Here is a 16010-nt window from a genome sequence, read left to right as displayed (position 1 = left end):
CCTTCTTTTAGCTGTGCGCTAGATTTGGCTCTTACCAATAAAATCCCTTGGCACTCTTCGCTCCTATCTCAGCTTAATTTTTCCGTGGATTCTGTGGCAAAGAATCTTTAAGGTCTAGGTGTTAGGTTAGGGCTTCGACCCTTCACTCTATAAGGAGATTACAATATGATGGAATCCGTTAATCACCCATTTCACACCCTATTCGAACAGTTAGGGCTGGATGCCAGCAACGAAGGCATTAAGCAATTTATTGCCAGCCATCAGCTGCCGGCAAACGTCGACCTAATAGAGGCACCTTTTTGGAGTGCGGCACAAGCCAGCTTTTTAAAAGAAGGACTGCAAGACGACTCAGATTGGGCGGAAGTTATCGACCAACTAAACATCAGCCTAAGATAAGGTTACCGAGCCATTATGCCCCAGCAAGACATTATTAACGCCATTCATAGCCTGGCTAAAGAAGGTAAAAAAATTAGCACGGCAACCGTTAAAGCTCGACTAAATGGCTCGGTAGAATTAGCGGCCTTATTGCCCTTGATCAGCCGCTATAAACAATCGCCACACAGCTTGCCGGAGGCTGAACCCACCCCCTCCAACTCAACCACCCACTCCCCTTCCAAAGTCGAACAGGCATTAGCAGAGCGAGTTGCTGAATTAGAAATAAAAGTGGCACGATTAGAGCAACGGTTAACAGCACAGGAGTCGCGCAGCTAATGTGGGTATGCGAACTGCACTTTGACTGTTACCAAGACACACAATTAGCCCAAGTTGAACCGGCTATTCGTCAGTTTATCGATGCTCTGCGTTTCAATGGCCAAATTTTAGGCCGAGAGTTCCCCACTGCCATGCATCAAGGGTGGTTAACATGTCGCGTGGTCTGCCCCGAAAAAGACAGCCTGCACCCGCGCTATTACAGCCGCCAAATTGAACTGGCCATCAGCCAGCTTCACCAAGCCGGTATCACCACTCCCAAAGCAACGGTAAAAGGCCAAGATCTTAATTCAGACACCACCGATGATTGCGACTCACGCCAGTGGCAATTGTTATACACCACTTACTTGCATTCTTGTTCACCGCTGCGCTGTGGCGAGCACTTTTCTCCGGTGCCTTTATATCAAACCCCAGCCGTGGCTAATGGCGACTTTAAACAAGTGCTTAAATGGCAGGAAGACTGGGAGGCCTGCGATCAACTGCAAATGAATGGCTCTATTCTTGAACACGGTGCTGTGCAAGAAATAAGTACCCATAACAGTCGATTAAGCCGCCGCGGGATAGACTTAAGCAAGCGCATCGAATTGTTAACGAAGACCCCCACTTTTTACTATTTGTACCGCGTGGGTGGCGAGAGCCTAGAGAGCGAGCTTAACCGGCCCTGCCCAAGCTGCGGTGAACCTTGGCGCTTGAGCGAGCCTCTGCACGAGATCTTTGATTTTAAGTGCGAGCCGTGTCGCTTACTCTCTAATTTATCGTGGGATTTTAAAAAGTAACAACCGCTGGAAGCCTAAAACGGAACCATTTAGGTCATAACACAAGACTAAAGATTCTCTTGCCACGGAATACACGGAAAAATAGTGATCAGACCCGAAAAGAACCTTAATGGTAAGAGCTACGATTAGACCAATCTGGAAAACTAACTGATCAGATTTCATGTCTTCTGTAGGGTCGATTTCAATCGACCAAAAACCATAGCACGGCCTAAAGAGATCGAATACTCCTTGCCTAAATAAGGCGACCCTACGCTCGGGGTTGGTTGGTATGTACCATTTGTTTGTACTTTTACTTGGATAAATATTAGCGCTTAAAGCTGACCTTTGTACCTCTAGCGCTCAACTTAAAAATAGATCACATTCTTACTTAGATTGGTATTAGACCAAAGCAAAAGTGACAGGTGAAACAGAGACAGAATATGCAGGTTGATTTTGCCTTAAGCTAACAAACAAGCCCACAAAAGCGGTGTTTATTTTTAGCTGACCGCTTCTCGCTTCGCGGCTCAGCACGGCTCTATTTGGCGTAAAAACTCGCTTAAGCTGGGCGCTAATACGCCGATGCTGCCCTTGCCTAAGCGCTCTAGCTGCACTTCACCGGTGGCATTATTCAGCGTCACTAGTTTTTGTTCATCCCGACAGGTCGCCAAAAACCAGCTAGCGGACAGCTTCAACTTTTGCATCATCATCTGATGGGCAATCTGGTTTTGCTGTAATCGCTCAAAGTCTTGCTCGTTCCATGGCTGCAACAAAGTAAAAAACAGCCCCTTAAAGCAGGCCTCAATATTGCCCGCATAATAATGACCAAATACCGCACTTACATCCTTATGTACGGGCATAGCTAGCGCATGGGCCACATTGTCAAAGTGCCCGGGGTCGGGACGCGCCCACGCCTGCCAACCCACTTTTCCTGCTTGAGGAGGCAACTGCTCGGCCGGAGAAGAATACGCCTCGTCGTGCTCAACTAGCGGGATGCCACGCAGTCGTTGCTGACGGGAAAATAGCTCGGCGAGCGCCATCACCACTTGATCTTGCATACTAATGTCTCACAATAAGGCTAGATGCCTTATTCTACCAACTGGACTCTAAAATGACACCAGAGCAAAAGTACCAAGCCAGCAACGCCCTAGACGCCTTGCCATTGGGTAAACAAAGCAGTTACGTCAGTGAATATGACGCTGGGCAATTACAATCTGTGCCGCGGCATTTAAATCGAGACGAATTAGGGCTAACCGCCGACGCCCTGCCGTTTGCGGGTGAAGACTTATGGAACATGTATGAACTATCTTGGCTGAATACCAAGGGCAAACCCATGGTAGCCATGGGCGAAGTACGAGTTCCAGTGACGAGTCAGAACCTGATTGAGTCGAAGTCATTCAAGCTGTACTTAAACAGCTTCAACCAAAGTCGTTTTGACAGTATCGATGAAGTAGCAGCCGTGCTCACCCATGATTTAAGCCTGTGCGCCCAAGGTCGCGTTAAAGTAACGCTGTTTGAGCTAAAAGCCGCTCCCAGTCAATTTGGTATCTTGCCTGGTGATTGCATCGATGGGCTCGATATCACCGTCGACAACTACCAACCGGTACCCGATTTATTGCGCCATGCCATTGATATCTCCGAGGCTGGCAAGACTCAAATAGTCAGCGAAACCCTACATTCTCATCTGCTAAAATCTAATTGCTTAGTCACCGGTCAGCCAGACTGGGGCAGTGTCATGATCCGCTATCAAGGCCCGCTTATTCACCGCGACATTTTGCTGCGTTATATCGTGTCGTTTCGCCAGCACAATGAGTTTCATGAACAATGCGTAGAGCGCATTTTTATGGATATTATGCAGCATTGTCAGCCCAAAGAACTCACCGTGTATGCACGCTACACGCGCCGCGGCGGGCTAGACATCAACCCCTATCGCAGTAATATAGCTGGCAAAGCCGCTAACGTACGGCTACAAAGACAGTAAAAACGTAAGGAGTTAAGCGTAAATAGTGAAGGGTTAAACTCATAGATTAAAGGGCGGTATTTCTTAACTGATGGCTTACAGCCCCAAGCTTACCGCTGTTCAAAGGGCTGGGTCTTATCTCAGTTTAATTTTTCCGTGTGCTTCCGTGCCTTACATAGCAAAGAGGCGTGGCAACCAAATCTTTAATTTTTAGCCAGCTTCGCTTGGCACCGTTAATTGGCGCTGGTCGCTATTTTCCAGTCTTCATTCGGTTATCACTTATGGTAAACTGGCACTTCGTACGCATAATATATCGGTATTCGTTATTGTGATTTTGTCTGTCGCTGTTTTGGTGTCACATTTGGCGGGTGCTCCTGTGCTATCGCCATATCAACCCGAGCCTGTTGAACTACAACGGGCTCGTCAGCTTATGCTAAGCCGACCCAATGAATGCGTGGCATTAACTCATTTTTTTTTACAGCGCAAAGAAATTGATCCTGCACAGCTGGTTAATTCACGCCAAGACTTTGATCATCAAGAAATGGCCAAACACTATCGCACTCGCGAGCAGAGCCAAGCCGCTTGGCAGATTCAGGCGCTATGCCAAGCTAACGACGGCTCATTGGTGCCCGCCGACGCCAGCATTAACCGCGCCATTATGCTTGCCAAGCAATACCGACAAACCGATATAGCAGCAACTAGCTTAATGATTAAAGCTAAGCTCGCGCTTGCCAAAAAAAGCCCTGAACAAGCTAAACAGCTGCTAGATGAGGCAGCAAAACTACTCACAGATAAAAGCCCTAGCAACTTACAAGAAGCGCTGTCGTTACTTCAGGCCAGTACTTTGTTGCATCAGCATCGTGTAGATGATGCACGATTAGCCTTCGAGCAGATAAGGATTCAGGCCCAAGAAGATAACCAACAGGTACAACAGGCTTGGGCAAACTATCTGCTGGCAGAGTATTACCAGCTGCTGCAACAAGATGAATTAGCACTATCGCATTATGTAGAAACGCTGAATTTGCTTGGCAAACGCCGCCAATATTACCTTAAGGCCATGGCGGCAGAAAAAGCCGCTAATATCAATGTCGCATTAGGTTCGGGCGAGCAAGCCATTCACTACGCCAACTTAGCAACCAGTGAGTTTGAATTATTGGGTAACCCCAGTTTACTCATTAGTTCACTATTAAACTTAGGTCGAGTAACTCGCACCGGCAGCCATGACGCCAGCTTAGCCTTAGTGTACTTTTTTAATGCCCTCGATCTTGCCAAAATCTTAGCCGACACTCACCATATTTCCCAGCTGTATTTAGAAATTGGCCATAGCTATCGGGTGTTAAAAATAGAGGCTGAAGCGTTTCATTACCTCTCTTTAGCACGTGCAAGTTTCGAGCGTAACCACGACTCGCCTCGCCAAGTTGATGCCCTATTACAACTGGGCCAGCTATATATGACACAGCAAGAAGATGGCCTGGCACTCATACAGTTTAAGCAAGCCCTAGCGTTGGCCGAGCAACAAAAAGACGTGCCACGTTTAATTGAGTGTCACCGCCTGTTGGCCCAATTGTTTGAAAGCGCAAATAATCCCACTCAGGCTCTAGAGCATCATAAGGCCTATCATGACTATTATGCTCGGGCGAGCCAAATTAATCGCCTGCTCACTCAAAGTTTAGTGCAAGACAGCGAACAACAGCTGCAACAAGAAAGAGAACTCGCCGCACTACGACAAACCAACCAACAAGCACAACAAGAAAAACAACGCTTTACCGCCCTAGCAGCGGGGCTGACTCTAATTGTGCCCTTATTGTTGTATGGCTGGCTACGTAATCATGCTCGTAATCGCCGCTTACAGCACAACAACCTAGAGTTACAACATTCTCTGCTGCTGGAGTCGAGAACAGGGCTCCCAAACTGGCGTCAGCTGATGCAGCGACTGCCACAAGAAATGGCTAAAAGTCAGCTCCGCTCAGAGCAATGGTATCTAGATGAAGCAGAAGCTCAGCCGTTTAACGATAAAATTTACTATCTGCTGCTGCATGTTCCATTTATGGTCGACCTCAGTGAGCGCTTAGGATTAATGCATGCCTCTGCGCTACAAAAAGAGCTGGGGGCCTACCTCAAAGGACGCATTCATCCCAAGGCGCGGCTTTATGACTTACGCGAGGGACAGTTCATCTATGTTATCTCGCAACGCCAAGTCAATTCACTGCAGCACACCATTACGAGCCTAGAAAATATGTTCGCGGAATTCCCTAGCCCATTTAAGCTGGATCAACGCTTGGCTATTGGTATTATTGGTCATCCTTTTTTACCTAAGGCCCCCCACGCACTCGATGACATGCGCTTAGGTGATATTTTGTATTTAGCCATGGCGGCCGCTCATCAACTCGCCAACCAAACTGATTCTCGAGCCTGGGTAGAACTATTAGCGGTAGACTGTCAGCAGGCGGCTTTTTTTAATGGTGATATACGCCATTGCTGTATACAGGCGATTTTAAAAGGATTGGTCAAGGTAAATAGTTCACATAACAAACAACATATTGACTGGCATGCTTTAGCCCCTGATAGGGTGATGTCTATTTAATTTTATAGGGTTGTCTACTACGTAGGCTGCGGTGGTAAAAAATGAATAACTTTGACGATAATAAAATGCTAAAGGAACTGGCCTCAGTTATTAATCAGCTAGAAACAGTACAGTCTGACTTACAGCAGTCTGATTCTTTTTCGGTCCCCGTTCCCGCCGTTGGTCGCTTGACCAGTCAATGGCACAAGATGTTTACTGGTGAGGCTAGCGCCGCACAAGCTGCTCAACAAGGGCAACTTGCTAGCACGCTAGCACAGCAGCTAGACCGCTTGCGCACTAGTCACGATCGTCTGCAACACATACAAAGTATCAGCGATAAAAAACTGCAACAGGCCTCAATACAGTTACAGCAATCGGGCTTTAGCCCTGCTCAATCTGATGAATGGCTAACGTCGATCAGTAAAAAAGAAGGGAGTCATCAAGGTCAATTACTGCAATTGCTCGATTATTATCAAATAGCATTGGCAAATAGCATTGCGAGTAGAAGTAAGTCCGAGAGTGAACAGCAAGGTAATCAACACAAATTGTGCTCTCGCATGCTCCAGCTTATTGATGAGTTACACTTTTCTGGCCCAGTGACCATAGAACTTGCCAAGTTACGCCATCAGTTACAGCAAGATATTGCCCCCGCCTTACTCCCAAGTATTTGTATTAAGCTTATCGACTTAACCATTGAGGGTTATCGATTTGAGCGGAAAAATTCTACTAAATTCTTATCCAATTTAAACTCTCATTTAGAAAAAGTGCACCGCAATTTTGCTATAACATGTAGCGAAGGACAGTCGTTATTTGATGCTCGCACCCATCACGGCCACCATATTTCTGGTGAACTTAGGGCCATTGGCGAGCACCTCTGCAACCAAACTAACGAACAACTAAAAGCCGATATAGAACTAAGAATGCACAGTATTAATCATATATTGGTACAAAATGATCGGTTGCAAGAGCGTGAGCAAACTTTACTTCAACGTATGAATGATATGGATCAACAGATCCAAACGCTTAAAGAAGAAGCTGATAACTTCAAACAACAACTCAACACACAAAATGATAAACTGTTTATAGACAGTTTGACCCAGATTCATAATCGAGCCGGTATGGATCAACGGCTTGATATTGAATATCGACAATGGCTACGCTATGAAAAACCCCTATGCGTTGCGTTACTCGATATCGATTATTTCAAAGAAGTTAACGATAAGTATGGCCACTTGGCTGGTGACAAGGCGTTACGCCTGATTGCTCGCACACTAGAAAAATCGATAAGAGGAAGCGACTTTGTCGCTCGTTTTGGTGGCGAAGAATTCATTGTGCTGTTAAATAATATCGACCAAGAAAACATCGAGGTCCCCCTACAAAAGTTACGTGAAAGTATTAAGCGCATTCCATTTAAGTTTAAAGAAGACCCCGTGACTATCACCATATCCTTGGGAGCTACCCTGTTTAGAGCAGGCGATAGCATTCATTCGGCCATTGAGCGAGCAGATCAAGCTCTGTATCGTGCCAAGCATGCAGGCCGAGACCAGATAGTCATAGACTGACTCCATAATAATTATTCACGGGAGTGATTATGATCACCCATATTAATCCAGTTGGCAGCATGAATTTGCTGTCACAAATTGAAGTTGACAACCTCAAACAATCGGCCTCTGGTGCGTTATATCAGTTATTTCGTAACTGTGCCCTAGCGGTTCTTAATTCAGGTAGTAAGACTGACAGCTCTAAAGAAATTCTCGAACGTTATACCTCGTTCGACATTAATGTGATCCGTCGTGAGCGTGGCGTTAAACTTGAGCTATTTAATCCACCCATACATGCATTTGTAGACGGCGAAATTATTCGCGGCATTCAAGACCATTTATTTTCGGTGCTACGCGATATTATCTATGTAAATAGTAAGCTGCAAAATAATGAGCAATCTAGCCTGACCTCTCCCGAGCATTTAACCGATTTGGTATTTTCTATTCTGCGCAATGCCAATGCGGTACATCCCGGTGTCGAGCCTAACTTAGCGGTGTGTTGGGGCGGGCACTCTATATCTGCCAGCGAATACCAATACACCCGAGAAGTAGGCAACGAACTCGGCTTAAGAGATATGAATATTTGCACCGGCTGTGGCCCCGGCGCCATGGAAGGCCCAATGAAAGGTGCGGCAGTTGGTCATGCTAAACAAAGAGCCACCGGTAGCCGCTATATTGGCCTTACCGAACCTTCAATTATTGCAGCCGAGCCACCTAACCCCATCGTTAACGAGCTGGTCATATTACCCGATATTGAAAAACGCCTAGAGGCGTTCGTACGCATGGCACACGGAATAATTGTGTTCCCTGGTGGTGTCGGTACCGCAGAAGAAATTCTCTATATTTTGGGCATTATGATGCACCCAGAAAATCGTAATCAGCCGATACCGATTATTCTAACGGGCCCGAAAGAAAGCGCTGATTACTTTCGCAGCATGGATGAGTTTATTGGTAATACCTTAGGCCCAGACGCACAAGCGCTGTATCAAATTATTATTGACGAGCCGGCAGAAGTGGCCAGACGCATTAAAAATGCCATGCCACTGGTGCGTGATTATCGTAAATCGGTGGGTGATGCTTACTCCTTTAACTGGTCATTGCACATAGAGCCTGAGTTTCAACTGCCCTTTATTCCTAACCATGAAAATATGGCCAGTTTAAATCTTAATCGTAACCAACCACCACAGCAGCTGGCAGCCAATCTGCGCCGGGCTTTTTCTGGCATTGTGGCCGGTAACGTAAAAGAAGGCGGTATTAAAGCCATTGAAGAGCAAGGGCCGTTCTTGCTAGATGGCGATCCCGAAATTATGAACATGATGGACAAACTGTTGCAGCAGTTTGTTGAACAGCAACGCATGAAGCTGCCCGGTTCAACCTATGTTCCCTGCTATCGCATTCGTCATTAATAAGGCATAGCACTAAATGCAGTTACTGATCATTGATGCGCTCAACCTTATCCGCCGTTTATATGCGGTACAAGAGCAGCGCAATTCGGATGAACAGGCGGCGCTGGTTGCAACCAGCGCCGCTCTTAAACATGCCACTAAGCGGCTATTGCATCAGTTTCAACCCAGCCATGTAGTCGCGGTATTTGATGGGGCTCCTATTGGATTTCGCCATCACCTTTATCCAGAATACAAAGCCGGCCGCAAGCCTATGCCCGTGGCGCTGGCAAACTATCTACCCCAGTTACAGCAAGATTTTTGGCAACTGGGGATAGATGCATTGTTATCAGATACCGATGAAGCGGATGATTTAATAGCGACCCTGTCGCGCACCCTCAGCCGCCATGGCAAGCCCAGCATTATAGTGTCTACCGATCAGGGCTTTTGTCAGTTGCTCAGCCCGTATATTCAATTATGGGATCATTTCAACCAACGCGCGTTAACGCCTCCCTTAGCCGAACAAAAGTTTGGCTTACGCGTCGATCAGCTCGTGGATTATTGGGCGCTGACAGGAGTATCTGGCAGCCAAATTAAAGGCGTGCCTAGCATCGGGCCTAAGCGTGCTCAAGCCTTACTGCAGCGTTGGGACACCCTAGATCAGCTGCTTGTGGCCCCCTGTGATGACAAAGCAGAAAACACTGTGATAAAGCATAAAGACCAAGCATTATTAGCGAGACAATTGGTTAAATTGGTTGATGATATTGAGCTGGGCTTTAATTTACAGGACTTGCGCTATCACAACTTGGGCGCTGGCTCATAGAATATATGGTGTGAAAATGGTATAAGTAACTGCAAATCGTGTTGATTTCGACTTTTCATAGATAATGGAACGCAACCCATGAACAAACGCAGTATTACCGTGATCCCAGGTGATGGTATTGGACCCAGTATTGTCGAGGCCGCACTCACTATTTTGGATCATGCCGGTTGTAACTTTCATTACGACTACGCCGACGCAGGCCTAATGGCCCTTGAGAAGCATGGAGAGCTTCTTCCTCAGTCGACCCTAGACCTAATAGCAAAAAATAAGATTGCGCTTAAAGGCCCTCTTACCACGCCTATCGGCGGTGGTTTTACCTCTATTAACGTCTCGCTGCGCAAACACTTCAATTTATACGCGAATTTACGCCCAGTGATCTCGTTTGAGGGCACCCAAAGCCGCTTCGAAAACATCGATATCATTACTATTCGTGAGAATACCGAAGGCATGTACTCAGGTGCAGGCCAAACCCGCGCAGAGGATAATAACAGCGCAGAGGCCATGAGTATTATCACCCGCGAAGGTGCCGAACGTATTACCGAGTTTGCTTACCAAGTAGCACGTAGCGAAAGCCGTAAGAAAGTCACCATAGTGCACAAGGCTAACATTCTAAAGTCGACCTCTGGCTTGTTTTTAGAAGTGGCACGTGAAGTTGCACTTCGCTATCCAGAAATTGAAACCAACGAGATGATCGTAGATGCCGTGTGCATGAACTTAGTCATGTATCCCGAGCGATTTGATATCATCGTCACCACTAACCTGTTTGGCGATATTATCTCGGACTTGTGTGCCGGCCTGATCGGTGGCTTGGGCATGGCTCCCGGCGCCAACATTGGTAAAGAAGTGGCTATTTTTGAAGCGGTACACGGCTCGGCTCCCGACATTGCAGGGCAAAATATCGCCAACCCTTGCTCGGTAATTTTGGCCTCCATTCAAATGCTCGAGCATTTGGGCATGCAAGACAAAGCCCAGCAAATCCGCAATGCAATACGCAAGACCATTGCTGAAGGAAAAACGGTTACTCGTGATCTCGGTGGCACAGCCACCACCACTGAGTTTACCCAAGCGATTGTGGCTAACCTTTAAGCCGACCGCGCCAAGTAAGCAATCACGCATAACTTATATGGATTATGTGGCTAGCTTACCTTTATTGTCACCCTCGCGAAGTAGGGGGCCAGTGCCTTTGTAGGCAGCTCTCTGGCTGACAGCTCTGCGCCACAACCCCTGGATTCCCGCCTTCGCGGGAATGACGACAGAACCGCGCCAAGTAATGCATAAATAGGGCCACAAGGCCCTTTTTTGTGGTTAAATTTCATACAAAAATACACTATTTTCTGCTCCCTAGAGCTATATTTAATACAACAAGGGAGAATAGACTATGGACAGTCAACTCAGACTACCGCGAGGCGGCTTTTTCCTATTACTACTCGCTTATGCCGCCCCAGCCTTTGCCTATGAAGGCCCAGCGTTTAGCAACACCCCAGGTGAGACTAGGCAGCCCCAACCATATACCGCTTATGTATCCCCCAATACCACAGCCGCCCAGCCATTACGTTTTACGCTTACTCCGCACAATACTTTTGTTGTTATCCCCAGACGTTACGGCCTCAATTTTGAGCTTACTCCCACAACCGATGGCCAACAAAAAATCATCGCCTACCCCAGTTTGACGCTCACGCCACAGAGCTCGCTAGGGTTATCACTAAAAAACTTTCGCCCCCGATTAGACTTTGAACAAGGTGGCTTTAAAACTTCGCTTCGCCTGCGTGGCAATGGTATCAAGCTCAATATCCGCCCCACCGCCCTCAGCAATCGACTTGAGTTTGATATCAAAATAACCGATGACGAATCCCGATTGGACTTCACCTATCGGTATTAATAATACTAAAATAAAGCTTTAAGCCGTCAGCTGTAAGCGATCAGCTAATGATAAACACCGTATTTTGTAGTCCAACGCTTCAGCTGTTGGTCCTGCGAAGCAGGATGGTTTTGGTGGTTTAAAGATATTCGCCTAGGTTGAAATGCGAGAGCAGCGTGGGAGAGATACATAAAAAAGCACCGAATCTATATACAGACTCGGTGCTTTTTTAACTGACAGCTGCTCCTGTTTACTCTTTAGGAAGCAGACGCGCTACTTTATACGGTCGATACACATGCACGGTAATTTCTTCTCGGTCATGGTATAGCTGCTTAGCTTGCACATGAAAGCCACCAAGATCGGCTAACTTAGCTTTAAGCTGCTCTAAGTTATGCATGGCTTCTGCATAGCGCTTTTTCATCGGCAGTTTAAGGTTAAAGATCGCTTCTTGGCAGTTTTCTTCCAGTAACCAGGCCGCCATAATGGACACCACTCTCGCTGGTTTTTCTACCATATCACTGACTAACCAGTAGGTATTTAGGCGCGCTGGACGCCAGCTAAAGGCGTCATCTTTATAGTGCTTCACCTGCCCCGTGTCCATCAGCTTGGCATCCATGGGGTTATGATCGATCGCAGTCACCATCATTTCCCGAGAGACCAACTGGTGGGTCCAGCCGCCGGGTGCGGCACATAAGTCTACGGCACGCATGCCAGAGGTTAAGCGCAGTTCCCATTCGTGGCGCGGAATAAACACATGAAAGGCCTCTTCCAGCTTTAAGCTAGAGCGACTCGGCGATGTAGAAGCAAAGCGCAAGCGCGGTATGCCCATATGAAAAGGTGAGTTATTAAAAGAGTAAGAATACCCCAAGAACGCATGATTATTGGCCAGAAAAAACAGATGCAATACCGGTCGATTAGTCATTTCTTTGCGGGTCAATAACCCTTTTCCACGCAAGGCTTGGCGCATGGGCACGGTAAATTTACGACAGAACCGAGACAGCTCTTTGCCGTCATTAGTATCTGGTGTTTCTACGCGAATATCACCGCACAGCTCCATACCTTCGGCCGCTTCCAGCAAAGGCGTAATGCGGTCGTCCAGCGGCAAGTCTTTTACTTCTGCATGCACCACCCACATTTGGCGGGCGAAGATCAGTTCGCGATACAATAACTTACGTGCCATTAAATCGGCGTCGTCAGGCCCAAAGCATTCATAAATAACAAAGCCGCTGTCGTCCTTGGTGCGAGCAAATCCAGGGCAACCAAACTGCCCTGCTCTGTCCTGAATTTCCGCTGCCGCCTCTTTCTCAAATCCGGGGCGACAATATATTAATAACTGTTTCATCAAGACCTCAACCAAGTGCGACCGGCCAGCAACACGCTTAACCATCCCGCCATAAAACACACTCCGCCCAGCGGAGTGATAAACCCAATTCCCTTGGTGCCAAACAGCACCAAGGCATAAATACTGCCACTAAAGAGCACTGTGCCTAGTGTAAAGAAACCCGCGGCCACATGCAGTGTTTTTAGCGTCTTTACCCGCATCGCCAACACCATAAATAACAGGGCAAGAGCATGATAAAACTGATATTGCACGCCCGTATTAAAGGCACTTATTAACGATGCAGACGCGCCACTTGCCGCCAAACCATGGGCGCCATAGGCCCCCAAGACCGTCCCCGTTAGCCCCATAAGAGCCGCGATATAAAACCAGATATTAACGAGCAAGAATAAAACTCCTCATCCCCGCCACTATGGCTGCCAAATTATGTTCCAGCGTAGTGCCTGATGACTTGCGCGGGCTAAAGCTATGATCGCCGTCTTTCACCCATAAAGTCTGTATTGTGGGCGCCAGATCATAGCCCAAGATGGTCTCTTTATTACCAAAGTTATCTCGCTCACCTTGCACCAACAAGCTCGGTGTTTGCAGGCTTGCTAAATGCTGACCACGAAATTTTTCTGGTTTGTTTGGTGGCGTAAACGGAAAGCCTAACAATATCAGCCCCGCAGGCGTTAGCTCATCGGCGATTAAAGAGGCCATGCGCCCGCCCATCGACTTGCCGGCTAAAAACAGCCGCGGATGAGCAAACTCGGCCACCACTTCTCGCCAGCAGGTTAACAACGCCGGTTCGCGATCCGGTGGCCGACGACGTCCATCGAGTCGCGTTTTTTGCATAAACGGAAATTCAAAGCGGATCACTTGAATATGTTCATCCGCCAAGCCCTCGGCAAGACAAGTCATTACCGCATGCTCCATGCCAGCACCCGCACCGTGGGCCAGCAACACCCGATTAGGCGCATCATCCGCGCCATTCATTAATACATGATTCATAAGACGTAACTTATTTTATAGGTGAAGAGTGATGGGTAAAGGTAAACATAGCGCCCGGCACCAAGCTAAACCCAAACATCAGACCTAAAGCTATTTTTGCCACGAAACGCACGGAATCCACGGAAAGATAGTGATCAGATCTGAAAGTGACTTTAATGGTAAAAGCTAAAGCACCATCATCAGAGAGCGCGCTCTTATCAAAAGTAAGCCTTTATCACTTGTCGCTTGCTTGTGACCTCTTATGGCGTTCTACTTAAGAGCAAACAAGAAGTCAGATGGTGGCAGTTAGGTTGTCCTCTTCACTCTTTACCCTTAACAGTTTTTTATTCAGATTTAATCGCTATTTTCCGTGCATTTTGTGGAAAAGAACCTTTAGTCTCTGGCTTTTAGCACGGTGCAATGCGCGCGATTATAAGTTGCGAGAGCACGACAAGCCAGAGCCTGCGCTATAAAGCCCTATAATTGTCGCTTAAAGCGTGCAATACATACTCCTTATATTCTTTCACACCATAGCCTCTGCTACACTGAACTCCGCTTTATTTTTACTATGCAGGCTTCTGTAATGACTAATATGCTTCCCGTTTCTATGCTCGACTGGCTAGTGTACAGCATGGTGTTATTACTCATATTTTTGGTGCTGTTAAGCCTGCTACGCCGATTATGGCGTGGCAAACTCAAACCCCCTTATCAGCAAAAGCTGCTATTCAGCCCCGAGGCCAGCACAGCGCTACGGTTATTAGACGACGCCATCGGTCAGCAGTTACGGGTGTTTGCAGCCGTAAGCCTGAGCGAACTGCTCACTATCAACCCCAAACTAAAAAAAGCCCAACGCGAACAAGCACAGCACGCCATATATGGCGAAAAGCTGGATTTTGTACTGTGCTCAACCGACGACTTTAGCGTGAAGGCCGCCGTCATCTTAGCCGACGACAGTTTAAGCAAGACCGATAACAAAAATCAGCAACAGCTGCTGCAGCATATTCATGAGACCGGATTACCGGTGATCCAACTGTCACCCAAAGCATGGCCCAGCGCGCAAGCGTTACACGACGAGATCATTGCCGCCTGCAACCAGCGCACCACGCCAACTTTTATAACAGGCCAAGGCCGCGTCGAACCCGTACTCAGCCTGCCCGACGAAGAGCAAGACGACGAACCCCAGATCAAGCTGTAAGCCAAATAACAGCGCCCAGCTACAAGAAGGCACCACAATCAGTCGTAAGGTCGGCTTATTGCTCATAATATATTTTTCAGATTTAATCTTTATTTTTCTGTGGGTTCCGTGGGTTCCGTTGCAAAATAGCTTTGGTATTTTGATTTAGCTGGGCGCCGGGCGCTTAGTGCTCGGCGCTATGCTTTACCCCCAAATCTCACCGATCGGGGTGTCTGGTTGATAATGATGGGCTATTTGCGCCTGCAGCAATTCAGCAGTAGCCAGCGCATCGGTAAGAGCATGGTGGGGCTGATAAAAAGGCAGATGATAGCGGTCACGACTATCGGCTAAACGAATAGACGCCGGTTTTTGCCCTCGCAATCGCGCCCACAACCCTAACGGTTTATCGCGATGCCGCCGCGCTTCTAGCTCCATGGTATCAACCACCGGAAACACAATACCTTCGTTTAGCCTAGCTTTAAGCGCCGAGGCTAAAAACTCCCGCTCTATCGCTTTATGATGCACAACCACTATACAGCCTGCTAATGCAGCTAATAGATCATCCAGCACCAGCAATAAGTCTGGCGCAGCTTGTACCTCCGAGTGGGTAATACCGTGGATCACCACCGCTTCTTCAGACATCGGCTTATGGGGGTTCAAAACCCAGTGTTTGGCCTCTTTACAGCGAATACGCTGTAAATTAAAGGGCACCAGCCCGATGCTAACAATGGCGTCTTTCTTCTGGTTTAGGCCGGTGGTTTCAAAGTCCATCGCTACAAAAGGTACTTGCGCTAACGGTGTGTCGGCATTAATAGCACCGGCACGATAAAATCGCTCTAATCGATAGTCTCGTGCATTACGGGCCAGTTCGCCGAACAGTTCCGGCCACTCGGGCACGTGATCTTGACGCTTTATGTCTTGGGGTTGCAGATAAAACATGA

16 protein-coding genes are annotated in these 16010 nt (G+C 47.5%); 11 read left to right on the top strand and 5 right to left on the bottom strand.

The features are described from left to right. Window positions 1-165: 165 nt before the first annotated feature. The 3 genes from ACFQ1C_RS06260 to ACFQ1C_RS06250 are packed head-to-tail and all read left to right on the top strand — an operon-like array spanning window position 166 to window position 1484. Window positions 166-396 (top strand): DUF2789 domain-containing protein, encoded by a 231-nt coding sequence (locus ACFQ1C_RS06260; RefSeq protein ID WP_449290061.1) that lies wholly within the window; start codon window positions 166-168, stop codon window positions 394-396. Between the two features lie 15 nt (window positions 397-411). Then, complete coding sequence (locus ACFQ1C_RS06255) at window positions 412-711, top strand: hypothetical protein (protein ID WP_379557742.1); 300 nt, start codon at window positions 412-414, stop codon at window positions 709-711. Beyond that, a complete protein-coding gene (locus tag ACFQ1C_RS06250) occupies window positions 711-1484 on the top strand; it encodes a Zn-ribbon-containing protein (protein WP_379557741.1) in 774 nt (257 codons plus the stop codon). Before ACFQ1C_RS06255 ends, ACFQ1C_RS06250 begins: the two co-directional genes overlap by 1 nt. A gap of 503 nt (window positions 1485-1987) precedes the next feature. Here the strand turns inward: ACFQ1C_RS06250 and ACFQ1C_RS06245 are convergent. Next, window positions 1988-2518, bottom strand: a complete 531-nt coding sequence (locus ACFQ1C_RS06245; protein WP_379557740.1) for a SecY-interacting protein Syd — start codon at window positions 2516-2518, stop codon at window positions 1988-1990. A gap of 53 nt (window positions 2519-2571) precedes the next feature. On the opposite strand from ACFQ1C_RS06245, the gene queF reads away from it, so the two are divergent. From queF to ACFQ1C_RS06210, 7 genes are all read left to right on the top strand, one after another. Next, window positions 2572-3441 carry an NADPH-dependent 7-cyano-7-deazaguanine reductase QueF gene (queF, locus tag ACFQ1C_RS06240; protein WP_379557739.1) on the top strand — a complete coding sequence of 290 codons (870 nt, stop codon included), beginning with the start codon at window positions 2572-2574 and terminating at the stop codon, window positions 3439-3441. Between the two features lie 331 nt (window positions 3442-3772). Further along, window positions 3773-6004, top strand: a complete 2232-nt coding sequence (locus tag ACFQ1C_RS06235) for a GGDEF domain-containing protein (RefSeq protein WP_379557815.1) — start codon at window positions 3773-3775, stop codon at window positions 6002-6004. Between the two features lie 41 nt (window positions 6005-6045). Next, window positions 6046-7545: a GGDEF domain-containing protein gene (locus ACFQ1C_RS06230; protein ID WP_379557738.1), complete on the top strand. Its 1500-nt coding sequence runs from the start codon at window positions 6046-6048 to the stop codon at window positions 7543-7545. Window positions 7546-7574: 29 nt separating this feature from the next. Further along, window positions 7575-8930: a nucleotide 5'-monophosphate nucleosidase PpnN gene (gene ppnN, locus ACFQ1C_RS06225; RefSeq protein ID WP_379557737.1), complete on the top strand. Its 1356-nt coding sequence runs from the start codon at window positions 7575-7577 to the stop codon at window positions 8928-8930. 16 nt (window positions 8931-8946) lie between these two features. After that, window positions 8947-9729, top strand: a complete 783-nt coding sequence (gene xni / locus ACFQ1C_RS06220; protein ID WP_379557736.1) for a flap endonuclease Xni — start codon at window positions 8947-8949, stop codon at window positions 9727-9729. A 78-nt stretch (window positions 9730-9807) separates the two neighbouring features. Further along, complete coding sequence (locus tag ACFQ1C_RS06215) at window positions 9808-10815, top strand: isocitrate dehydrogenase (protein ID WP_379557735.1); 1008 nt, start codon at window positions 9808-9810, stop codon at window positions 10813-10815. Window positions 10816-11107: 292 nt separating this feature from the next. After that, window positions 11108-11608 carry a hypothetical protein gene (locus ACFQ1C_RS06210; RefSeq protein ID WP_379557734.1) on the top strand — a complete coding sequence of 167 codons (501 nt, stop codon included), beginning with the start codon at window positions 11108-11110 and terminating at the stop codon, window positions 11606-11608. Between the two features lie 229 nt (window positions 11609-11837). Here ACFQ1C_RS06210 and rlmM read toward each other — a convergent pair whose 3' ends face one another. Genes rlmM through ACFQ1C_RS06195 form a run of 3 tightly spaced genes read right to left on the bottom strand, consistent with a single transcriptional unit; the run spans window position 11838 to window position 13916 of the window. After that, window positions 11838-12929: a 23S rRNA (cytidine(2498)-2'-O)-methyltransferase RlmM gene (gene rlmM / locus ACFQ1C_RS06205; RefSeq protein ID WP_379557733.1), complete on the bottom strand. Its 1092-nt coding sequence runs from the start codon at window positions 12927-12929 to the stop codon at window positions 11838-11840. Continuing rightward, complete coding sequence (locus tag ACFQ1C_RS06200; protein WP_379557814.1) at window positions 12929-13276, bottom strand: DUF423 domain-containing protein; 348 nt, start codon at window positions 13274-13276, stop codon at window positions 12929-12931. Before ACFQ1C_RS06200 ends, rlmM begins: the two co-directional genes overlap by 1 nt. Window positions 13277-13301: 25 nt before the next feature. Beyond that, on the bottom strand, window positions 13302-13916 hold the full coding sequence (locus tag ACFQ1C_RS06195) for an alpha/beta fold hydrolase (protein ID WP_379557732.1): 615 nt from the start codon (window positions 13914-13916) through the stop codon (window positions 13302-13304). 562 nt (window positions 13917-14478) lie between these two features. Between ACFQ1C_RS06195 and ACFQ1C_RS06190 the strand changes: the two genes are divergently transcribed. Then, complete coding sequence (locus ACFQ1C_RS06190) at window positions 14479-15090, top strand: DUF2726 domain-containing protein (protein ID WP_379557731.1); 612 nt, start codon at window positions 14479-14481, stop codon at window positions 15088-15090. A gap of 183 nt (window positions 15091-15273) precedes the next feature. Here ACFQ1C_RS06190 and ACFQ1C_RS06185 read toward each other — a convergent pair whose 3' ends face one another. Then, window positions 15274-16008, bottom strand: a complete 735-nt coding sequence (locus ACFQ1C_RS06185; protein WP_379557730.1) for a 3'-5' exonuclease — start codon at window positions 16006-16008, stop codon at window positions 15274-15276. Window positions 16009-16010 lie beyond the last annotated feature (2 nt).

The sequence above is a fragment of the Oceanisphaera ostreae genome (genome assembly GCF_042676125.1).
In the GTDB taxonomy this organism is placed as follows: Bacteria; Pseudomonadota; Gammaproteobacteria; order Enterobacterales; family Aeromonadaceae; genus Oceanimonas; species Oceanimonas ostreae.
Note: the sequence above shows the minus strand (reverse complement) of the source record. Positions and strands in the feature narration are given on the sequence as shown.